The organism is Streptomyces sp. NPDC088810, from assembly GCF_044750305.1.
GTDB lineage: Bacteria > Actinomycetota > Actinomycetes > Streptomycetales > Streptomycetaceae > Streptomyces.
This window is the reverse complement of record NZ_JBIVJQ010000001.1, coordinates 691,721-709,265: the sequence shown is the minus strand read 5'-3', so window position 1 is coordinate 709,265 and position 17,545 is coordinate 691,721. Positions and strand designations below refer to the sequence as shown.

Sequence of the window (17,545 nt, the reverse complement as noted above, 5' to 3'; positions counted from 1 at the left end):
GAATCCTTCCGAGTCACTTGAAAACCGGCCAACCCGCGCGCCACCGGAGCTCGTCGAGGCCCAGCTTCGGGATGCCGTCGTCGTTCGCGTCGTAGTAGTGGTACGCCAGCCACGTCTTGCCGTGGGCGCGGGACGTGGACTCGCCGCCGGGACCGACGTAGCGGCCGTGGCTCGCCAGGAGGAGGTCGCCGCCGCCGTCGAGCATCGAGCGGCCCTCGCTGTCGGTGTACGGGCCCGTCACCGACGCCGAGCGGCCCACGCGGATCTTGTAGGTGGAGTCGACGCCCGCGCAGCAGGCGTCGTAGGAGGCGAAGAGGTAGTAGTAGCGGCCGTGGTGGAGGATCGAGGCGCCCTCCACCGCGTACGGGGCGTCCGGGCGGGTGGCCAGGTGGTGGACCGTGGCGCCGGGGACGGCCTTGCCGGTCTCCGGGTCCAGTTCGACCATGCGGATGCCGGTCCAGTACGAGCCGAACGCCTTGCCGTGGTCGGTCCAGGTGCCGGGCAGGCCGGTCGGGGACGTGACGACGCCGATCGCGGACGTCCTTGCGGTAGAAGCAGTGCTGGACGTGGATGTCGAGGGGCAGGGCGTGGAGCTTGCCGTCGACGATGCCGCCTTTCCAGAGCACCGGGTTGAAGTCGGCCTCGCGGACGCCGTACTCGGCCAGCAGGTCGATGTCCCAGGGGTCGAGGAGGCGTCCCGGGGCGAAGCCGGGGATGCGGCCCTGGTGCATGACGGCGAGGTCGGGGGCGCGGTTGCCGGCCGCGGCCATGGCGAGCTTGGTGTAGTAGGGGCCGCCCCAGGTGAGGGTGGAGTCCTTCACCGCGATGCCGGGGTGTCCCGTGCGGAAGGCGTCGACCATGGCGACCTGGTTGGTGCCGTCGCCGCCCTGGAAGACGTTCCAGTAGCGGACGCGGGTGCGTGTGCCGGCGGCGAGCGCGTCGGCTCCGCTGCCGAGGGCCGCGAAGCCGGAGCTCGCGGCTGTCACCAGCCCGCCCGCCGCGCCGAGAAGTCGCCTGCGATTCAGGCCAGGTTGTCCCATACCCTGCCCCCACCGTTCGACATATCGGATAGCGCTCGCAACTTCGAACGGGACCGTAGATTCGAAGCGCTCTCGCGTCAATGGGTCGGGCACAGGCTCATAGGTGGTTCCCGGTTGAACGACGGTCGCCGGATCGCATGACGTGGGCACGTCCGGACGCGTACGCTCGGACCTGCCGCAACCGGCGGTGGGAAGGGAGACAGATGAGTTTCGGGGGTGCGCGGGCACAGGCTGTACGCCTGGCCGCACGGCTGCGGCGCTCCCGTCCCGGCTCGTCGATGCGCTCCCTGGCCGGCGACCTCGCCGCCGCCGTCCGCGCCCGTCCGGAACCGCCCGACGGCGTGCGCGAGTTGTGCCGGGCGCTGTGCGAGGAGATGAGCGCGCTGCGCGGCGGACGGCCGCTGGAGCTGCGCTTCGAGCGGTTCCCGGACGAGATCGAAGTCACCGGACTGTGGGTCGAGTTCGCCGACTTCGACCTGGTCATCGTGGAGGAGCGGGCCGAGGCCGTGCAGCAACTGGTCATCCTGGGACACGAGCTGTGGCACCTGCACGCCGGGCACCGGCACCACCATCTCGCCGGGGCCGCCGCCGCCCGGGCCCTCGCCGACGCGCCCGGCTGGCGGGAGGCGGCCCTCACCGTGGCCGCCCGCAACGGCTCCCGGGAGACCGACGAGGCCGAGGCCGACGACTTCGGGCACCGCCTGGCGACCCTGTTCCGGGGCCACCTCTGCGGGGCCCGCCCCGCCCCGCTGGACCCCGTCCAGCGTTCCCTCGGCTATCGCGGACGTGGAGGAACGGCGCGGTGACGCTGCTGGCGTTGAACCCCTCGGGATTCCTCAGCGAGTTCTACATCTCCTTCTGGATCCCCACGGCCGTGCTCACCGCCGCCCTGGTGATCAAGCTGCCCACCATCATCCGGCTGTGGCGTGACCCGCTGCTGCGCGCCGTCGGCGGACTGCTGCTGCTGGCCTGCGCGGTGTTCGTGTTCTGCACCCCGTCCACCATCGCCGGAGTCAACCGGCTGACCGGCGTGCCCAACATCTCGGCGCCCTGGTGCTACTCGCTCATCACCGCGTTCTGCGGCTCCTGCCTGCTGCTCATCATCACCTGGCGCAACGGCCTGTCCGACCGCTCGGCCGCCACCCGCCGGGCGATGCGCTGGGTGATCTCGGTGTACTCCGGGGTGATCCTCGCCCTGTGGGTGCTGTTCCTGCTCGCCGACGCCCCCGAGGAACGGCTGCGGGACCTCGACACCTACTACGCCACCACGCCGTTCATGCGCGAGGAGATCCTGCTCTACCTCGTCGCGCACGCCGTGGCCTGCCTGATCACCTCCCGGCTGATCTGGAACTGGGTGCGCACCGAGGGCCTGGACGCCTGGCTGCGCTGGGGCCTGAAACTGCTGGGTGCCGGCTACGTGCTGAACCTGATCTTCGACGCGGTCAAGCTGATCGCCGTGGTCGCGCGCTGGTTCGGCCAGGACCTGGACTGGCTCAGCACCAATCTGGCCCCGCCCGTGGCGGCCCTGTCCGCCATCCTCATCGCCGTCGGCTTCATCCTGCCGCACGCCGGCCAGTACCTGCACGACCGCTGGCGGGTCCGGCTCGCCCACCGCGAACTGCGGCCGCTGTACCGGCTGATGCGCACCGTGAGCGGCGAGGGCGTGCCGTTCGTGCTGCGGGCCACGCCCGAACTGCGGCTCACCCGGCGCGAGACGTTCATCCGGGACGTGCTGCTGCCGCTCGCCCGGCACATCGACACCGGCCTCGGCCGGCGCTCCCACGACGCCGCGCTCGCCCTCGGCCATCCGCCCGAGCGGGCCCGCGCGCTGGCCGCAGCGGTGAGCATCCTCGACGCGATCGAGACCAGGGCCCGTACGCCGGAGCCGGCCGAGCCGGCCGACGGGCCCGACACGACGAACCTGCTCCAGGAGATCGGGGCCGTCTCCCGGGCCCTGCGCCGTCCCGACGACATCGAGGCGGTGCGCGCGCGTGCGGCCGCCCCGGCAGAGAGCGTTTCCGTACATGAGTGAGCACAGACCCACCGCCGTCGTACTCGGCGGCTCCCTCGCCGGCCTGCTCGTGGCCCGCGCCCTCGCCGACGGCGGCGCCCGGGTGACCGTGGTCGAGCGGGACGTCCTGCCCGACGGTCCCGTACCGCGCAAGGGGCTGCCGCAGGCCCGGCACGTGCACCAGCTGTGGTCGGGCGGGGCACGGGCGCTGGAGGAGCTGCTGCCCGGGGCGATCGGGCGGCTGCGCGCGGCCGGGGTGAGCCGGGTGCCGATGACGACGGACATGGTGGCGCTGTCCCCGTACGGCTGGTACCGGCGCTGGGCCGAGTCCGCGTTCATGCTGCCCGCCAGCCGGGACCTGCTGGACTGGGTGGTACGGCGGCTGGTGCTGGCCGACGGGCGGATCGGGCTGGTGGAGGGGGCCGAGGCGACGGGGCTGACGGGCACGGGCGGCGCGGTGACCGGCGTGCGGATCCGGGCCCACGACGGCACCGAGCGCGCGCTGACGGCGGGGCTGGTCGTGGACGCGACCGGGCGCGGCTCGCGGGCCGCGCACTGGCTGGCCGGGCTGGGGCTGCCCGCCGTCGAGCGGCGGGAGGTCGACTCCGGGCTGGTGTACGCCAGTCGCCTCTACCGGGCGCCTCAGGCGGCCCGGGCCGGCTTCCCGATCGTCAACATCGAACCCGATCCCCGGGGCACGGGATCCGGGCGCGGGGGCGTGCTCATGCCGGTGGAGGACGGCCGGTGGATCGTCACGCTGTTCGGCGGGCGCGGCGACGAACCGCCCGCCGACGCGGCCGAGTTCGAGCGGTACGCCCGCAAGGAGCTGCGGCATCCGCTGATCGGGGAGCTGCTGGGCGGGGGCGCGGAGCCGGTGGGCGAGGTCGCGGTCACGCGGTCGACGGCGAACCGGCGGCACTTCTTCGAGCGGATGCCGGTGTGGCCGGAGAACTTCGTGGTCCTCGGCGACGCGGTGTGCGCGCTGAACCCGGTGTACGGCCACGGGATGGCGGTGGCCGCGCGGTCGGCGTCGGCCGTGCGGGACGTGGTACGGCGCCGGGGGCTGGGGAGCCGGGGACTGGCCCGGGAGGCGCAGAAGGCGGTCGGGCGGACCGTCCGGGCGGCGTGGGACCTCGCCGTCGGGGCGGACGTCTTCTACCCCGGCGCGACCGAGCAGGGGCCGACGCTGCGGGACCGGGTGCTGGCCGCGTACGTCGGCCGCCTGCTGCGGACCGCCACCGGCAACGGCCGCATCGCCCGCCGGGTCACCGACGTGACGGCGCTGGAGCGGGGGGCGGAGGCGTTGCTGGCGCCGAGTGTGGTGGTGGCGGCGGTGGCGGGGCCCCTGAAGCCCCCGCTGACCGCACCGCCGCTCACCTCTGCCGAGCGGACAGCCGCGGGGCTCTTGTAGGAGGTGGCTCGCCCGGTCCGCCGGCTGCGGGCGCGCGGTGGTCGCTCGCGCAGTTCCCCGCGCCCCTGGGGAACTGCGCCCACCGTCGGCGACAATGCACCGCCCCCTGAGCAGACGTGCCGCCCTGTCCCGGTCAGCCGGTGAACGCCGGCTGGGGAAGGCCCTTGCCCGCGTTCGGGATCACCAGGAGGGAGCCCGACAGGGGGTGGGGGGACGTGAGGCCTGTGCGGGCTGTGGTGATGTAGAGGTCGGTCAGGTCGGGGCCGCCGAAGGCGCAGGCCGTGGTGCGCGGGGTCGGCAAGGTGATCACGCGGTCCAGCTCGCCGGCCGGCGTGTAGCGGCGTACCGCTCCGCCGTCCCACAGGGCGACCCAGACACAGCCCTCCGCGTCGACCGTGAGGCCGTCCGGGAAGCCCGCGCCCTCCTCGATCTCCACCAGCGGGCGGCGGCCCCGGATGCCGTCGGCGTCGTGGTCGAAGACGTCCACGCGCCGGGTCGGGGAGTCGACGTAGTACATGAGGCGGCCGTCGGGGCTCCAGCCGGTGCCGTTGCTGACCGTGGCGTCCGGCAGCACGGTCACCACCGCCCCGTCCCCGGTCAGCCGGGACAGCGTGCCGCCGCCCGGCGCCTCGTCGTACCGCATGGTGCCCGCCCAGAGGGAGCCGTCGGGCGCCACGGCCGCGTCGTTCGCGCGGCGCCCGGGCACCGGCTCGTGGTGCAGCCAGCGGAAGCCGTCGTCGGGGTCCAGCAGTCCGACGCCGTCCCGCAGGTTCAGCACCAGGCCGCCGCCCGCCCGGGGCTTGGCCGCGCCGATGTGCTGGGGTGTCGTACGGACCGTGCGGCGGCCGGACACCGGGTCGTAGGTGTGCAGCCGCATGCCCAGGATGTCCAGCCAGATCAGCCGGCCCGTCGCCGGGTCCCAGGTCGGTCCCTCGCCGAGCGTGGCCTCCGCCCGCACCGCGACCTCGTACGCCGTCATGCCGCGCTCCGGTGTCCCAGCCGCTCCGACAGCTCCGTCGCGCCCTTGGCGGCGAGCTGCTCCAGCTCGGCCCGGCGATCCTCGCTCCAGCGGATCATCGGCACGGAGATGGACAGCGCGGCCACCACCTTCCCGGTGCGGTCGCGGACCGGCGCGGCCACGCAGGAGACGTCCGGGTTGGACTCGCGGTTCTCCACGGCGATCCCGCGCCGCCGGATGTCCGCCAGGACCTCGCGCAGGGCGGCCGGGTCGGTGATGCTGTTCGGGGTCATCGCGGCCAGTGCGGTCCCGTCGGGGATCCGCGCGGCCAGTTCCGGCTCGGGCAGCGAGGCCAGCAGCATCTTGCCGACGGAGGTGCAGTGGGCGGGCAGCCGGCGGCCGGCGGCGGAGACCATGCGGACCGCGTGCGTGGAGTCGACCTTGGCGATGTATATGACGTCGGTGCCCTCGAGGATGGCCACGTGGACCGTCTCGTCGCAGGTCTCGGCGACCGAGCGGGCCACCTGCTGGCCCTCGGCGGCGAGGTCGAGCTGCTCGGCGTAGCGGCTGCCGAGCTGGTACGGGCGTACGCCGAGCCGGTACCGTCCGGGTTGGCCGGGCACCTGCACGATGTACGACCGCGCGGCGAGCGTGGTGACCAGCTCGTGCACGGTGGTGCGCGGCAGCTGGAGCTTGCGCACGATGTCGGGGGCGGAGAGTGTCCCGTCCCCGTCGAGGAACAGCTCAAGAATGTCGAGAGCCCGGGTCACGGCAGGCACGAGGCGTCCCACGTCCGGCCCCCTCCCTTGGATCTAAGCGCCCGTTCGAGATTTCAACAGGCGATCGGCATGACGAACACAGGCTAGTCATGGCGGGGGGTGCGGGCAATGGGTCGGGAAGGAGACCCGTGGCCGCGGGCACCATGGGGCCATGGATCTCGACTTCCAGCTGGTGCTGCTGCGCCGCATGGCCGACCACAACCCGGACCTGGTCGAGGAGGCCCGGCGGCGGCTCGGCGCCTCGGCCGCGGACATGCGGGAGGCCAACAAGCGGTGGCAGGCCATGGTCCGTTCGCCGCGGGCCCGGGGTGCCGCCTCCCGGTACCGCTCGGTCCTCGGCGAGCCCGAGTCCGTCCTGCCCCGCCGCCTCGGCGACGTCGACTGCGAGGCCCGGCGGTGGGCGCTGCCGCTCTGGCCGGGGCTGCGCTTCGAGGTGCTGGTCGGGCCGGACGGCGGGGTGTGGAACGAGTGGCTGGTCCGGGCGCCCGGTGCGCCGGCGCCGCGGCTGCGCACCCTGGAGGATCTGACGCCCTGGTCCTGCACGGTGGACGAGGCCGCCCGCGCCTTCCCGCCGGCCCGTCCGCTGGAGGGCACCGCACCCACCCGGTGGGGTCTGGCCCTCACCGCCCCCGACCGGGAGGGCGTACGGCACGAGCTGGTCGCCGAGTTCACCTGGGGGCTGCTGCAGCGGACGGCCGTCGTCGCCTGAGCGCTCCGGCCGGCGGGCGCGGGTGCCCTCAGCCCGGCAGGGACGCCGTCGGGTCCTCGGCCGCCGCGAGGACCGCCTCCGTCACCCGCGGCAGCGAGTCCGGGTGCAGCCGGAGGAACAGGTTCGGTTCCACCAGTTCCAGTTCCATCAGGCGGGGTTCGCCGTCGTCGCCGTCGACCAGGTCGACGCGGGCGTACAGCAGGCCGGGCGCGCCGGGTACGGCCGCCAACGCCTTCTCGGCGACGGCGAGTTCGGCGTCGGTGGGCTGCCAGCGCTCCAGGCCCGGGTGGGGCACCTTGTCGGCGTCGTACGGGGTGCCGGGCGACAGGACGGCGCCCTTGCGGCTGGCGTGCAGCAGCCGCCCGCCGAAGAACTGCAGCGCCCGCTCGCCGCGCACGTCGATGCCCGGCATGTACGGCTGCACCATCGCGGTGAAGCCCTCCGCGTGCATGCGCGCCAGGTGCCGTACCGCCGTGTCGTGTTCGGCGGGCGTGTAGCGGGCGGCGAACCGGGCGCCCGCACCCGAGGCCGGCTTGATCACGAACTCCTGGCCGGCGGGCAGGGCGGCCGGCCCGCCCGGCGGTATGTAGTGGGTGGGGACGGTGGGGACACCGGCAGCCGCCAGCTCCCCGAGATAGCGCTTGTCGGCGTTCCAGCGCACGACGGGCGCCGGGTTGGCCAGCCGGGTCAGCGTGCCGACCCGGTCCACCCAGGCCCCGAACTCCGCGGCCCGCCAGCTGTAGTCCCAGGTCGAGCGGATGACGACGAGGTCGTACCCGCCCCAGTCCACCGCCGGGTCGTCCCAGTGCCGGGCCTCCGCCTCGGCACCGGCGTCCGTGAGCGCCCGCACCAGCACCGGCAGATCGCCGTCCCTGCTCGGCTCGGTTCCGGGATCGTAGGTGGCGAGGGCTATCCGGGGCACGGCGGGACTCCCTGTCGTACGGCGGTTCGATGGTCGGTGCGGCTGTGAGGCTAACAAGCGCCCTGGAAAAGGGGGCCGGGATCGGGCAGGATCGCGGCCGTGGCCCTTGCCGGAACGGACGCGCACACCGCCGAGCCCCGGCTGCCGCCCCTGGTGCGCGCCGCCCTGTCGGCCGCCCGGGCCCGGGGGTTCCCCCACTCGTGCCGGCCGGAACAGGGCCGTCTGCTGCACGCGTTGGCGGGCGGCGCGCGGCTCCGCATCGGGGAGACCGGGACCGGTCTGGGTGTCGGCCTGGCCTGGCTGGTGTCGGGGGCCCCGGCGGGCGTGCGGCTGTACAGCGTGGAGCGGGATCCGGAGCGGGCGCGGTGCGCGGCCGAGGTGTTCGCCGGCCGGCCCGGGGTCACGGTGCTCACCGGCGACTGGCGGCGGATCGAGGAGTACGGCCCCTTCGACCTGCTCGTCCTCGACGGCGGCGGGCAGGGCAAGGCGCCCGGGGACCCGCCCGCCGACGTGGAGCGGCTGCTGGTGCCGGGCGGGACGGTCGTCGTGGACGACTTCACGCCGGCGACCGGATGGCCCCCGCTGCACGAGGGACGGATCGACCGGGCCCGGCTGCACTGGCTGGAGCATCCCGCGCTGCGGGCGGTCGAGCTGCGGCTCGCGGCCGATCTGAGCACGGTCGTCGGGACGCGGCTCCTGGTGTAGGAAGGGTGCTGTCGTCCCCGGCAGTCGGCACCGTCGACAGTAAGGAGTGCGCCGCGTGTCCTCTCTCTTCCCCGCCCTGGCGGACGGTCCGGCCGAGCGCAGCGAGATGGGGGTCCCCCCGGACGAAGTCCGGGGGAGGGTCGCCCTGCGGTTCGGGCCACGGACCCTGACGTACGGCGAACTCGCGGGCGCCGCGGGTGCCCTGGCCGCCCGGATCGGCCGGGCCGCCCGGGTCGCGGTGTGGGCCACGCCGGAGCTGGAGACCGCCGTCGCGGTGGTCGGCGCGCTGGTCGCCGGGGTGGCCGCGGTGCCGCTCAACCCCAAGTCGGGCGAGAAGGAGCTGGCGCACATCCTGTCCGACAGCGCGCCGTCGCTCGTTCTCGCCGCCCCCGGTGCGGAACTGCCACCGGTCTTCGGGGACTTGCCCCGGATCGACGTCGACGCGGCCGCCATCGGTGACCTTCCCGAGGAGCGGGCCGCGGACGGCGACCCGGCGCTGGTCGTCTACACCTCCGGCACCACCGGCCCGCCCAAGGGCGCGGTCCTCCCCCGCCGGGCCCTCGCCACCACCCTGGACGCGCTCGCCGACGCCTGGCAGTGGACCGGGGACGACGTGCTGGTGCACGGGCTGCCGCTGTTCCATGTGCACGGTCTCGTGCTGGGCGTCCTGGGCCCGCTGCGGCGCGGCGGCTCGGTGCGGCACCTGGGGCGGTTCTCGCCCGAGGGCGTGGCCCGCGAGCTGAACGGCGGCGCGACCATGATGTTCGGGGTGCCCACGATGTACCACCGGATCGCGGAGGCCCTGCCCGGCGACCCCGGGCTGGCCAAGGCGCTCGCCGGGGCCCGGCTGCTGGTCTCCGGCTCGGCCGCGCTGCCCGTGCACGACCACGAGCGGATCGCGGCGGCCACCGGGCGCCGGGTGATCGAGCGGTACGGCATGACGGAGACCCTGATGAACACCGCCGTGCGGGCCGACGGGGAGGCCCGGGCCGGCACGGTCGGGGTGCCGCTGCCGGGCGTGGAGCTGCGGCTGGTGGAGGAGGACGGTACGGAGATCGGCGCGTACGACGGGGAGAGCGTCGGCGAGATCCAGGTGCGCGGCCCGAACGTGTTCAGCGAGTACCTGAACCGGCCCGACGCCACCGCCGCCGCGTTCACCGCCGACGGCTGGTTCCGCACCGGGGACATGGCCGTGCGCGAGCCCGACGGCTACGTCCGCATCGTCGGGCGCAAGGCCACCGACCTGATCAAGAGTGGTGGTTACAAGATCGGGGCCGGTGAGATCGAGAACGCGCTGCTGGAGCATCCGGGGGTGCGGGAGGCAGCGGTCACCGGGGAGCCGGACGCGGACCTGGGTGAGCGGATCGTGGCCTGGATCGTCCCGGCGGACCCGGGATCGCCGCCCGCCGCCGAGGAGTTGGCGGACCATGTGGCCCGGCGTCTCGCCCCGCACAAGCGGCCGCGCGTCGTCCGCTACCTGGAGGCACTCCCCCGCAACGACATGGGGAAGATCATGAAGCGGGCGCTCGCCGATGCCTGAGCGGCTGTCGGCGCGGGAGATGCTGGCGCTGGTCGCGGACGCGGACAGCTTCCGCGAACTCCCCGCGCCGGACGGGGAGTCCCCGCCCGACGGCCCCCTCGGCTGGCAGGGCTACGACGCCTCCCGCGCCCGCGCCACCGCGCGCACCGGCGAGCGGGAGTCGGTCGTCTGCGGCACCGCGAGCGTCGAGGGCACCCGGGCCGTACTGATCTCCTTCGAGTTCGGCTTCCTGGGCGGCTCGCTGGGCGGGCGCACCGGGGACCGGCTGGAGGCGGCGTACACCCACGCCCGCGCACACCGGCTCCCGGTCGTGCCGTTGATCGCGACCGGGGGCAGCCGGATGCAGGAGGGCATGCTCGCGCTCACCCAGCTCCAGCGGGTGGCCCGCCAGTCCGCGCTCACCCGCGAGGCCGGCCTGCCCCAGATCGCGGTCCTGCGCGACCCGACCACCGGCGGCGGCTGGGCCACCCTCGGCGCCGGCGCGGACGTCGTCCTCGCCCTCCCCACCGCCCAGGTGGGCTTCGCCGGCTCCCGGGTCCGCCCGCCCGGCACCGACCCGACCGCGTACACGGCGGAATCCCAGCTGGCGGCGGGCTCGGCGGACGCGGTGGTGGGCCCGGCCGAACTGAAGCACACCCTGGGCACGTGGCTCGGCCTGCTGGCGGGGCGGGGGGCGGGGGCCGGGGCGGCACCGACCGGTGCGGGATCCGGTCCGCAGCCCGACGCGGCAGCGGGCGCTCCGGCAGGTGCCTCCACCCCGGCCGACGTGCGTCCGCCGGAGCCCGCTCCCGTGCCGTTCGCGCTCGGGGCGGCCGGGGTGCCCCGTAGTGGGTGGGAGGCCGTTGTGCGGGCTCGGGCGGGTGAACGGCCGAGGGCGCGGGCGTATCTGGACGCTTATTTCCGGCGGCGGGTGCTGATCAGCGGGGACCGGTGCGGCGGGGTCGACGCCGACGGGATGCTGTGCGGGTTCGGCGAGCGGGACGGCCGTACCGTGGCGTACGCGGCGCAGACCGGGGCGGCGACCCGGCCCGCCGGGTACCGGACCGCCGCCCGGCTGATCCGGCTGGCGGACCGGCTGGGCATCCCCGTGCTGACGCTGGTGGACACCCCGGGTGCCGCGAACGACGCGGAGGCGGAGCGGCAGGGCGCCGGCGCGGCCATCGCCGAGGTGTTCGGCGCGGTGGCCGCCGCCCGGGTGCCGGTCACCACCCTCGTCATCGGCGAGGGCGGCTCCGGCGGCGCCCTCGCGCTGGCCGCGCCCGGCAACACCTGGGCCACCCCGGACAGTTACTTCTCGGTGATCGCCCCGGAGCTGGCGGCCGCCATCCTGAAACGCCCGCCGGAGGAGGTGGAGGCGACCGCGGACCAGCTCCGCATCCGGCCGCAGGACCTGGTGGAGCTGGGGGTGATCCGGGGCATCGCGGACCGCCCCCCGGCCCGGGTCACTTCACCGCCGCCGCCCGCATGATCTCCTGCGTCACCGATCCCCCCGCGTCGTCCTGGGCCGAGGCCCGCACGGACACGGACGACGCGCCGCGCGGCACGGTCAGCGTGCCGTGCCAGGAGGCGCCCCGGCCGGCGCGCAGCGGGACCGTCCGCCAGGTCGTGCCGTCGTCGTACGACACCTCCAGCCGCCCGCCGCCGAGGGTCCCGGTCCCGGACGCCCCCGCCACGTACGCGGCGCTCAGCGCGACCGGTGTCCGCCGGCCGCCGCGCACCGCACCGGCCAGGTCGGTGTCGACGGCGTAGGCGAGGTTGATCAGCGGCAGGCACGTCCAGTGGTCCTCGGGGGTGGCCGCCGAGCGGAAGGTCCACTCGGTGTGTCCCCGGGTGGCGAGCGGCCAGCGGGCGGCGTCCAGCGCGGTGTCGGTGACGACGCGGTACGCGTGCTCGTCGGCGGGCGCGTCCCGCACATAGGCGGCGGAACCCGTCCGTCGGTCGACCAGGGTGCCGTCCACGGACACGGCCGTGGTCTGGCTCATGCCGCCGTCCTCGCTCCACACGTCGCCGAAGCCGGTGTGGTCGGGCCCGGAGTCGCCCCAGCCGGGCACGTTCAGCTGGATCCGGTTCCCGGCGCGTTGCTGGCCCCAGCCGAGCCCGGTGCCCAGCCACGGGTGCCACACCGGCCGGAACCAGTTCAGCACCGGCCGGGTTCCGCCGGTGTAGCGGACGAGGCCGCCGCGCTCCTCCAGGGCGCCGCCGGCGGTGGTGACGGACTCGTGCCACAGCTGGCCGGGGCCGGTGGAGACGTAGTCCGTGCGCTCGGCGGGCAGGGCGACGCGCTCCTGGAAGCCGAGGCCGATCGGGAAGGCGCCGGTGACCGAGTACCGGAACTCGCCGCCGTCCTGAGCGCGGGGAGAGTGGAACCGCACCGGCACGGCGGCCAGTTCGCGGTTGTCGGGCGCGTAGGTGAGGTCACGGTCCGGGATCGCGCCCCGGTGGCCCTCGGAGAGGTCGTACACGTACGGCGAGTCGGCCGTGCCGGTCATGTCGACCCGGCCCGCCGCCCGGAGGCGTGCCGCGTCCGCGCCGTTCACGGTGGCGATCTGCAGCGGCCGGTCGGCGTTGTCGTCGGTGCCCCACCATGCCAGCAGCCGGCCGGGCGCGTCGTCCGTCACGAACAGGGCCTCGGCGCCCGCGTCCTGGGCGGCCCGGGCGAGCGCGGCCGGGTCGGCGCCGTCGGCGAGGCGGGCGAGCACGGCCTTGCCGGACACCCCGGTGACGGGTCCGTCGCCCACGTCCACCAGCGGCAGCCGGGTGCGGCCCTCGATGAGGGTGCCGCCGGGCTGGACGGTGGCCTCGCCGACGCCCCCGACCTCCAGCCGCGGCTTGGCCAGCCGCCACACGGTCCGGTACTCGAAGCTGCCCCGCGCGACCTCAGGGGTGGGCGCGGCGAAGACGCTGTCGTAGGCGAGGGGCACCTGGACCGCGCCGAACAGGTCGGCGCCGCCGGCCTTCCGGTCGTACTCCATGAGGAGCTGGCGGGTCTCGGTGCGCCGGTCCACGCGGGCGCGGATCTCCCGCAGCGCACGGCCGTCCAGGGTGACCTCGCGGTCCCGGTCGAGGGTGATCTCGGGGGCGGCGAGGAAGCCGAGGCCGAGTGAGTCGGCGCCGTGGCTGCCGCGCACGTCGAGGAAGGAGGCGAGGGAGTAGGTTCCCGGCCGCAGGCGCAGCCCGAGCGTGCCGGAGCCGCCGACGTGGGCGGGCTGGGCGTCGGCGCCCTCGGTGAGCCGCTGCACGGTGAGGTCGGCGGCGGCGGGCGCGCCCGACCGGTCCTTGACGTGGACGGTGAGGGTGTACCGCTCCTCCTCCTTGACCAGCCCGAACACCGTGTGTGCGACGGTGTCGCCGGCCTGGTCGGTGGCCACGATCCGTCCGCTCGTCCCGCCCACCGGCGCCTTCGAGCCGTCGCCGGTGACGGTGGTGGCGGCGGTGCCGTGGGCGGGGACGGTGAGGGTGTCGTCGGCGAGGGCGGCGACACCGTCCGGGGCGCCGTGCACCGAGAGCTTCAACTGCACCGGGCGGTCGGACCAGTTGGTGTAGGTGAGGGTCCGGGTGACCGGCCGGCCCGCGTCGTGGGGCCAGCCGAGGAAGCCGAGGTCGGCGCTGCCGGTGGCGGTGACCGTCGCGCGCACCGCGTCCGGCACGCTCACCCGGCCCGCGCCCAGGAGGTAGGCCGAGGCGTCCAGTTGCTCCGCAGTGGACATCAACGCGTCCTTCAGCTGGGCGCCGGTCCAGTCGGGATGCCGCTCGGCGAGCAGCGCCGCGACGCCCGCGACCTGCGGGGTGGCCATGGACGTACCGCTCATGGAGGTGTAGTAGCCGGTGCCCGGAAGGAGTCGGGAGCGGGCCGCGAGGACGTCGACGCCGGGGGCGGCGAGGTCGGGCTTCAGGGCGTTGTCGCCGTACCGGGGGCCGGCGGAGGTGAAGGGGGCGGGCTGGTCGGCGGAGTCCACCGCGCCCACGGTGAGGGCGGCGTCGGCGGCGCCGGGCGAGCCGATGGAGGAGGGGGCGCCGGTGTTGCCGGCGGCGACGACGAACAGCGCGCCGGTCTCCTTCGAGAGGGTGTTCACCGCCTGCGCCATGGGATCGGTGCCGTCGCTCGGCTCCGTCGACCCCAGGCTCATGGAGACGATCCGCGCGTGCACGTCCCGGGCCGCCCACTCCATCCCGGCGATGATCTGCGACTCGCTGCCCGAACCCTGGTCGCTCAGCACCTTGCCGACGGCGAGGCGCGCACCGGGCGCCACCCCCTTCTCCCTGCCGTCGGAGGCGGCGCCGCTGCCGCCGACGGTGGAGGTGACGTGGGTGCCGTGGCCGTTGCGGTCGGCGACCTCCTCCCCCTCGACGAAGCTCCGGCCGGCGCTCACCCGGTCCGCCAGGTCGGGGTGGCCGAGGTCGGCGCCGGTGTCCAGGACGGCGACCGTGACGCCCTTGCCGGTCAGTCCGGCGTCCCACGCCGCGGCCGTGCCGATCTGGGCGTTGCTCGCGGCCAGGTCGGCCCTCACCCGCCCGTCGAGCCACACCGTGCCGATGCCGGACGTCCGGGTGAACGACCGCCAGAACGTACGGCCCTTGCCGGCCGTCACGGCGGCCCCGCGCAGACTGGGCAGCGCGCGGGTGCGCTCGGCACCGGCCGGGGTCGCCGCCCGTACGCCCTTGTCGTAGGTCACGATCAGCGGCAGCGCGTCGGACTCGGCGTCGGTGAGCCCCTGCCGGATCAGCCCGCTGACGTCGAACAGCCGCCGGTCCAGGGTCCCCGCGCGCAGGTACGGCAGCGCCTCGTCCGGTACGACGGTGAGGTCGCCGCCGCTCTTCTGTGTCCGTACGGCCCCGGTGGCCCCGCGGGGCCGCCGCACGGTGACGGTCTGCCGGCCGTGGCCGAGGTCCGTGACCGTCACCTGGTCGCCGGTGACGAGGGTGACAGTGCTGGTGCCGTCGCCGCGGGGGCCGGGGCCGGGGGTGGGCGACGCGGCTGCCGGGACGGCCGGGAGCAGGGCGCTCACCAGCCCCGCCGCCAGCAGGGCCGTGCCGCGTCTGACTGGACCTGTGCTCATCCACGCCTCTTCTCGTGAGGGTCGAGCGCGTCGAGTGCTGGAACGAGTGTGATGTACCGGTTCCTGTGCGGGAGTTGACCGATACTGACAGGAAGGCGCCAGGGCGGGTTTTCGCCAATCTCGGTGGAGCTCCCGCACCGCACCGCCGAATGTGTGACTCGCGTAGCACCGTCCGTAACATGGGAGGCGGTCACTGGTCGGGTACAACGGGGGAGCGAGCGCCACGATGGACGGGTTGGTCGAGTTCAGGACCGAGGACGGTGCGCTCGTCGTGGTGGAGGGCGTCGGCACCAGATCGGGGGCCCGGCTCGTCTCGCGCGGCGACGGACCGGCGCAGGCCGCGCGCACCTTCGAGGGCGCCCTGGACGGCGTACGGGCGGCGGCGGCAGCCGCGCTGCGGGTCTTCCGGGACGGCAGCCTGCGGCCCGACGCGGTGGAGATCGAGTTCGGGGTGCGGCTCTCGGCGGAGGCCGGCGCGGTCATCGCCAAGGGCTCGGCGGAGGGCCATCTGGTCGTCAAGCTCAGCTGGTCCCCCGGACAGCAGCCGGAGCAGACCGCCCAGGGGGCGAACGGGCAGGCCGTGTCCGGGCTGAACGGGCCGCCGCCGGCGGTCCCCGGCCAGACCGCGCCGGAGGCGACCGCGCCCGATCCGGAGCCCGCCGACCGGTGAGGCGCAGCGCCGCCTGGCACGCCCGGATCGCCTGTGGCGACGAGGTGGGGGCCGGGTTCCTGGTCACCGGCCGCCGGGTGCTCACCTGTGCCCACGTCGTCAGGCGGAGCGACCGGGCGGCGGTGACCGTCAGCTTCCCGCACGCCCGGCAGCTGGGCGAGCTGCCCGCCTCGGTCGTCGCCCACGGCGGCTGGGCGGGCGAGGTCACCGACCCCGGCGACGTCGCCGTACTCGAACTGGACCGTGACGTCCCGCTCGCCCCGGCCGGTTTCGCGCCGCCCGACGCCGCGTACACCGAGCCCTACCCGAAGCTGATCGCCTACGGCTTCCCCGAGGGCTACGACGAGGGCACGCTCGCCGAATACCAGGCCGTCTCGCCGCAGTTGATCGCCGGCGAGTGGCTGGAGCTGGTGGCGTGGAACGGGCACGGGCAGCCGCTCGTGGCCGGGTTCAGCGGCGCGGCGGCGACGCTGCCGGACGGCAGGGTGGCCGGCATGGTCACCGCGGCCTCGGACTCCCCGGACGTACGCAAGGGCCGGATGCTGCCGCTGGACGTGCTGGCCCGGTACTGGCCCGAGCTGGGCGAGCTGGTGCCCACCCCCGGCCACCGGGAGGACGCCCGCCGGCGGCTGTACGCCCTGCTGCGCCGGGCCGCGGCCGGTGCCGGACCGGCGTGCGACCCGAACCGGCTGTACGTGGACGCGGTGGGCGCCTTCGGGCCGCCGCTGCCCGCGGGCGGCTTCCCGTCCCTGTGGGCGGCCGCCGCCTATGTACAGTGGGAGGTCCCGGACCCGGAGGCGGTGAGCCGGTTCGCCGACCGGCTGCGCGAACTGCTGGACGGGACCCCGTCGTTACGGCCTCCGGCGGCCCCGGAACCGCCCGGCGCGGCGGCCTCGCCGGCCTGGTCCCCGGTGGTCGTCGAGATCGACCACAGCGGCGCCGGTCCCGACCAGGTGACCGTGGAGGTGTCCGCGTACCGCGACGGCCGGCGCCGGCCGGTGGGCGCCCGCCGGCTGCCGCGCACCGCGGTGCGTGCCTACGTCCAGCAGCGCATCGACGAGGCCGTCGCCCATCTCGCCCCGGACGCCGACGAGCTGGTCACCTTCGTCCTGCCGCGCGAGTGGCTCAACGAGGCAGTGGCGCACTGGGAGTGCGGCGCGGACGACAGCACGCCCCTCGGCTGCGCCTACCCCCTGGTGGTGACCGACCGCGCGCGGCACCACAGCGGCCGGCTGCGCCACCAGCTGCGCAAGAAGTGGCAGAAGCTGGACTCCGGCCGGACGGCCGAGGTCCACCGCGTCGAGTGCGGCACCCGGGAGCGCCCGCCGAGCCTGCGCAAACGGCTGTGGGACGGCGAGGCCGGACTGGCGGGCTACGCGACCCCGCCCATGGCCGCCCGGCAGCACTTCGAGGTCGGGCTCACCGTGCCCGTCCCCGTCCTGCTGTGGCCCCGGACCGGCTCTGCCTGCCCCGGGCACGAGGACGAACCCTGCCCCGGCGCGCCCGGGGAACCACCCTGCCCCGGCGCGGCCTTCCTCGACCAGCTCACCACCGCGATCGCCGACGTCCCGGCCGCCGAACTCCCCCGGCACGTCATGTCGTTGCGGCTGACCGCGGACGCCGCCGACGAACCCGACCTGCACTGGGCGAGAGACCTCCAGCTGCTCTGGGACGACCCGCGCTGCTTCCCAGAGACCACCGCGAGCCTGCACTCCCCCGTCGCCTGACCGACCGCACAACCGC

At 75.3% G+C, this 17,545-nt stretch carries 14 protein-coding genes and 1 pseudogene; 9 read left to right on the top strand and 6 right to left on the bottom strand.

Translation table 11 applies throughout. From position 1 onward, the window contains the following. Positions 1–13: 13 nt before the first annotated feature. Entirely contained in the window at positions 14–445 is a 432-nt protein-coding gene (locus ACIP4Y_RS03195; protein ID WP_401388643.1) for a family 43 glycosylhydrolase, read from the bottom strand. A gap of 91 nt (positions 446–536) precedes the next feature. Continuing rightward, positions 537–1,040: pseudogene (locus ACIP4Y_RS03190) on the bottom strand (ABC transporter substrate-binding protein); the annotation flags it as partial. Positions 1,041–1,243: 203 nt separating this feature from the next. Between ACIP4Y_RS03190 and ACIP4Y_RS03185 the strand changes: the two are divergent. Genes ACIP4Y_RS03185 through ACIP4Y_RS03175 form a run of 3 tightly spaced genes read left to right on the top strand, consistent with a single transcriptional unit; the run spans position 1,244 to position 4,462 of the window. Beyond that, entirely contained in the window at positions 1,244–1,846 is a 603-nt protein-coding gene (locus tag ACIP4Y_RS03185) for a toxin-antitoxin system, toxin component family protein (RefSeq protein ID WP_358635350.1), read from the top strand. Next, positions 1,843–3,072 carry an MAB_1171c family putative transporter gene (locus ACIP4Y_RS03180; protein ID WP_401387051.1) on the top strand — a complete coding sequence of 410 codons (1,230 nt, stop codon included), beginning with the start codon at positions 1,843–1,845 and terminating at the stop codon, positions 3,070–3,072. The genes ACIP4Y_RS03185 and ACIP4Y_RS03180 overlap by 4 nt, the downstream gene beginning before the upstream one ends. Beyond that, complete coding sequence (locus ACIP4Y_RS03175) at positions 3,065–4,462, top strand: FAD-dependent oxidoreductase (protein WP_401387049.1); 1,398 nt, start codon at positions 3,065–3,067, stop codon at positions 4,460–4,462. The genes ACIP4Y_RS03180 and ACIP4Y_RS03175 overlap by 8 nt, the downstream gene beginning before the upstream one ends. 133 nt (positions 4,463–4,595) lie before the next feature. On the opposite strand, the gene ACIP4Y_RS03170 is transcribed toward ACIP4Y_RS03175, so the two are convergent. Together ACIP4Y_RS03170 and ACIP4Y_RS03165 are read right to left on the bottom strand one after the other, a co-directional pair. Then, on the bottom strand, positions 4,596–5,441 hold the full coding sequence (locus ACIP4Y_RS03170; RefSeq protein ID WP_401387046.1) for an SMP-30/gluconolactonase/LRE family protein: 846 nt from the start codon (positions 5,439–5,441) through the stop codon (positions 4,596–4,598). Beyond that, positions 5,438–6,211 (bottom strand): IclR family transcriptional regulator, encoded by a 774-nt coding sequence (locus ACIP4Y_RS03165; RefSeq protein WP_358635358.1) that lies wholly within the window; start codon positions 6,209–6,211, stop codon positions 5,438–5,440. The genes ACIP4Y_RS03170 and ACIP4Y_RS03165 overlap by 4 nt, the downstream gene beginning before the upstream one ends. Before the next feature lie 139 nt (positions 6,212–6,350). Between ACIP4Y_RS03165 and ACIP4Y_RS03160 the strand changes: the two genes are divergently transcribed. Further along, complete coding sequence (locus ACIP4Y_RS03160; protein WP_358635360.1) at positions 6,351–6,908, top strand: hypothetical protein; 558 nt, start codon at positions 6,351–6,353, stop codon at positions 6,906–6,908. 28 nt (positions 6,909–6,936) lie between these two features. On the opposite strand, the gene ACIP4Y_RS03155 is transcribed toward ACIP4Y_RS03160, so the two are convergent. Then, positions 6,937–7,830 (bottom strand): RimK family alpha-L-glutamate ligase, encoded by an 894-nt coding sequence (locus tag ACIP4Y_RS03155; RefSeq protein WP_401387041.1) that lies wholly within the window; start codon positions 7,828–7,830, stop codon positions 6,937–6,939. A gap of 99 nt (positions 7,831–7,929) precedes the next feature. Between ACIP4Y_RS03155 and ACIP4Y_RS03150 the strand changes: the two genes are divergently transcribed. From ACIP4Y_RS03150 to ACIP4Y_RS03140, 3 genes are read left to right on the top strand one after another with little or no spacing between them, the layout of a single operon-like run. Next, positions 7,930–8,535: an O-methyltransferase gene (locus ACIP4Y_RS03150; protein ID WP_401387038.1), complete on the top strand. Its 606-nt coding sequence runs from the start codon at positions 7,930–7,932 to the stop codon at positions 8,533–8,535. Positions 8,536–8,590: 55 nt separating this feature from the next. Next, positions 8,591–10,075, top strand: coding sequence for an acyl-CoA synthetase (locus ACIP4Y_RS03145; RefSeq protein WP_401387035.1), 1,485 nt, complete (start codon positions 8,591–8,593; stop codon positions 10,073–10,075). Continuing rightward, on the top strand, positions 10,068–11,543 hold the full coding sequence (locus ACIP4Y_RS03140; RefSeq protein ID WP_401387032.1) for a carboxyl transferase domain-containing protein: 1,476 nt from the start codon (positions 10,068–10,070) through the stop codon (positions 11,541–11,543). The genes ACIP4Y_RS03145 and ACIP4Y_RS03140 overlap by 8 nt, the downstream gene beginning before the upstream one ends. Here ACIP4Y_RS03140 and ACIP4Y_RS03135 read toward each other — a convergent pair. Next, the gene (locus tag ACIP4Y_RS03135) at positions 11,518–15,132 is read right to left on the bottom strand and encodes a S8 family serine peptidase (protein WP_401387029.1); all 3,615 of its coding nucleotides are present in this window, start codon (positions 15,130–15,132) and stop codon (positions 11,518–11,520) included. The genes ACIP4Y_RS03140 and ACIP4Y_RS03135 overlap by 26 nt on opposite strands. Positions 15,133–15,358: 226 nt before the next feature. Here ACIP4Y_RS03135 and ACIP4Y_RS03130 point away from each other — a divergent pair, with 226 nt between their 5' ends. Both ACIP4Y_RS03130 and ACIP4Y_RS03125 read left to right on the top strand, forming a co-directional pair. Next, entirely contained in the window at positions 15,359–15,802 is a 444-nt protein-coding gene (locus tag ACIP4Y_RS03130; RefSeq protein WP_358635446.1) for a CU044_2847 family protein, read from the top strand. Next, the gene (locus tag ACIP4Y_RS03125) at positions 15,799–17,529 is read left to right on the top strand and encodes a trypsin-like peptidase domain-containing protein (protein ID WP_401387026.1); all 1,731 of its coding nucleotides are present in this window, start codon (positions 15,799–15,801) and stop codon (positions 17,527–17,529) included. Before ACIP4Y_RS03130 ends, ACIP4Y_RS03125 begins: the two co-directional genes overlap by 4 nt. Positions 17,530–17,545 lie beyond the last annotated feature (16 nt).

Excerpts from the sequence above, each read along its gene's own strand:
- ACIP4Y_RS03195 (WP_401388643.1), bottom strand. The coding sequence starts at position 445 with ATGGTCGAACTGGACCCGGAGACCGGCAAGGCCGTCCCCGGCGCCACG.
- ACIP4Y_RS03185 (WP_358635350.1), top strand. The coding sequence starts at position 1,244 with ATGAGTTTCGGGGGTGCGCGGGCACAGGCTGTACGCCTGGCCGCACGG.
- ACIP4Y_RS03175 (WP_401387049.1), top strand. The coding sequence starts at position 3,065 with ATGAGTGAGCACAGACCCACCGCCGTCGTACTCGGCGGCTCCCTCGCC.
- ACIP4Y_RS03170 (WP_401387046.1), bottom strand. The coding sequence starts at position 5,441 with ATGACGGCGTACGAGGTCGCGGTGCGGGCGGAGGCCACGCTCGGCGAG.
- ACIP4Y_RS03160 (WP_358635360.1), top strand. The coding sequence starts at position 6,351 with ATGGATCTCGACTTCCAGCTGGTGCTGCTGCGCCGCATGGCCGACCAC.
- ACIP4Y_RS03140 (WP_401387032.1), top strand. The coding sequence starts at position 10,068 with ATGCCTGAGCGGCTGTCGGCGCGGGAGATGCTGGCGCTGGTCGCGGAC.
- ACIP4Y_RS03135 (WP_401387029.1), bottom strand. The coding sequence starts at position 15,132 with ATGAGCACAGGTCCAGTCAGACGCGGCACGGCCCTGCTGGCGGCGGGG.
- ACIP4Y_RS03130 (WP_358635446.1), top strand. The coding sequence starts at position 15,359 with ATGGACGGGTTGGTCGAGTTCAGGACCGAGGACGGTGCGCTCGTCGTG.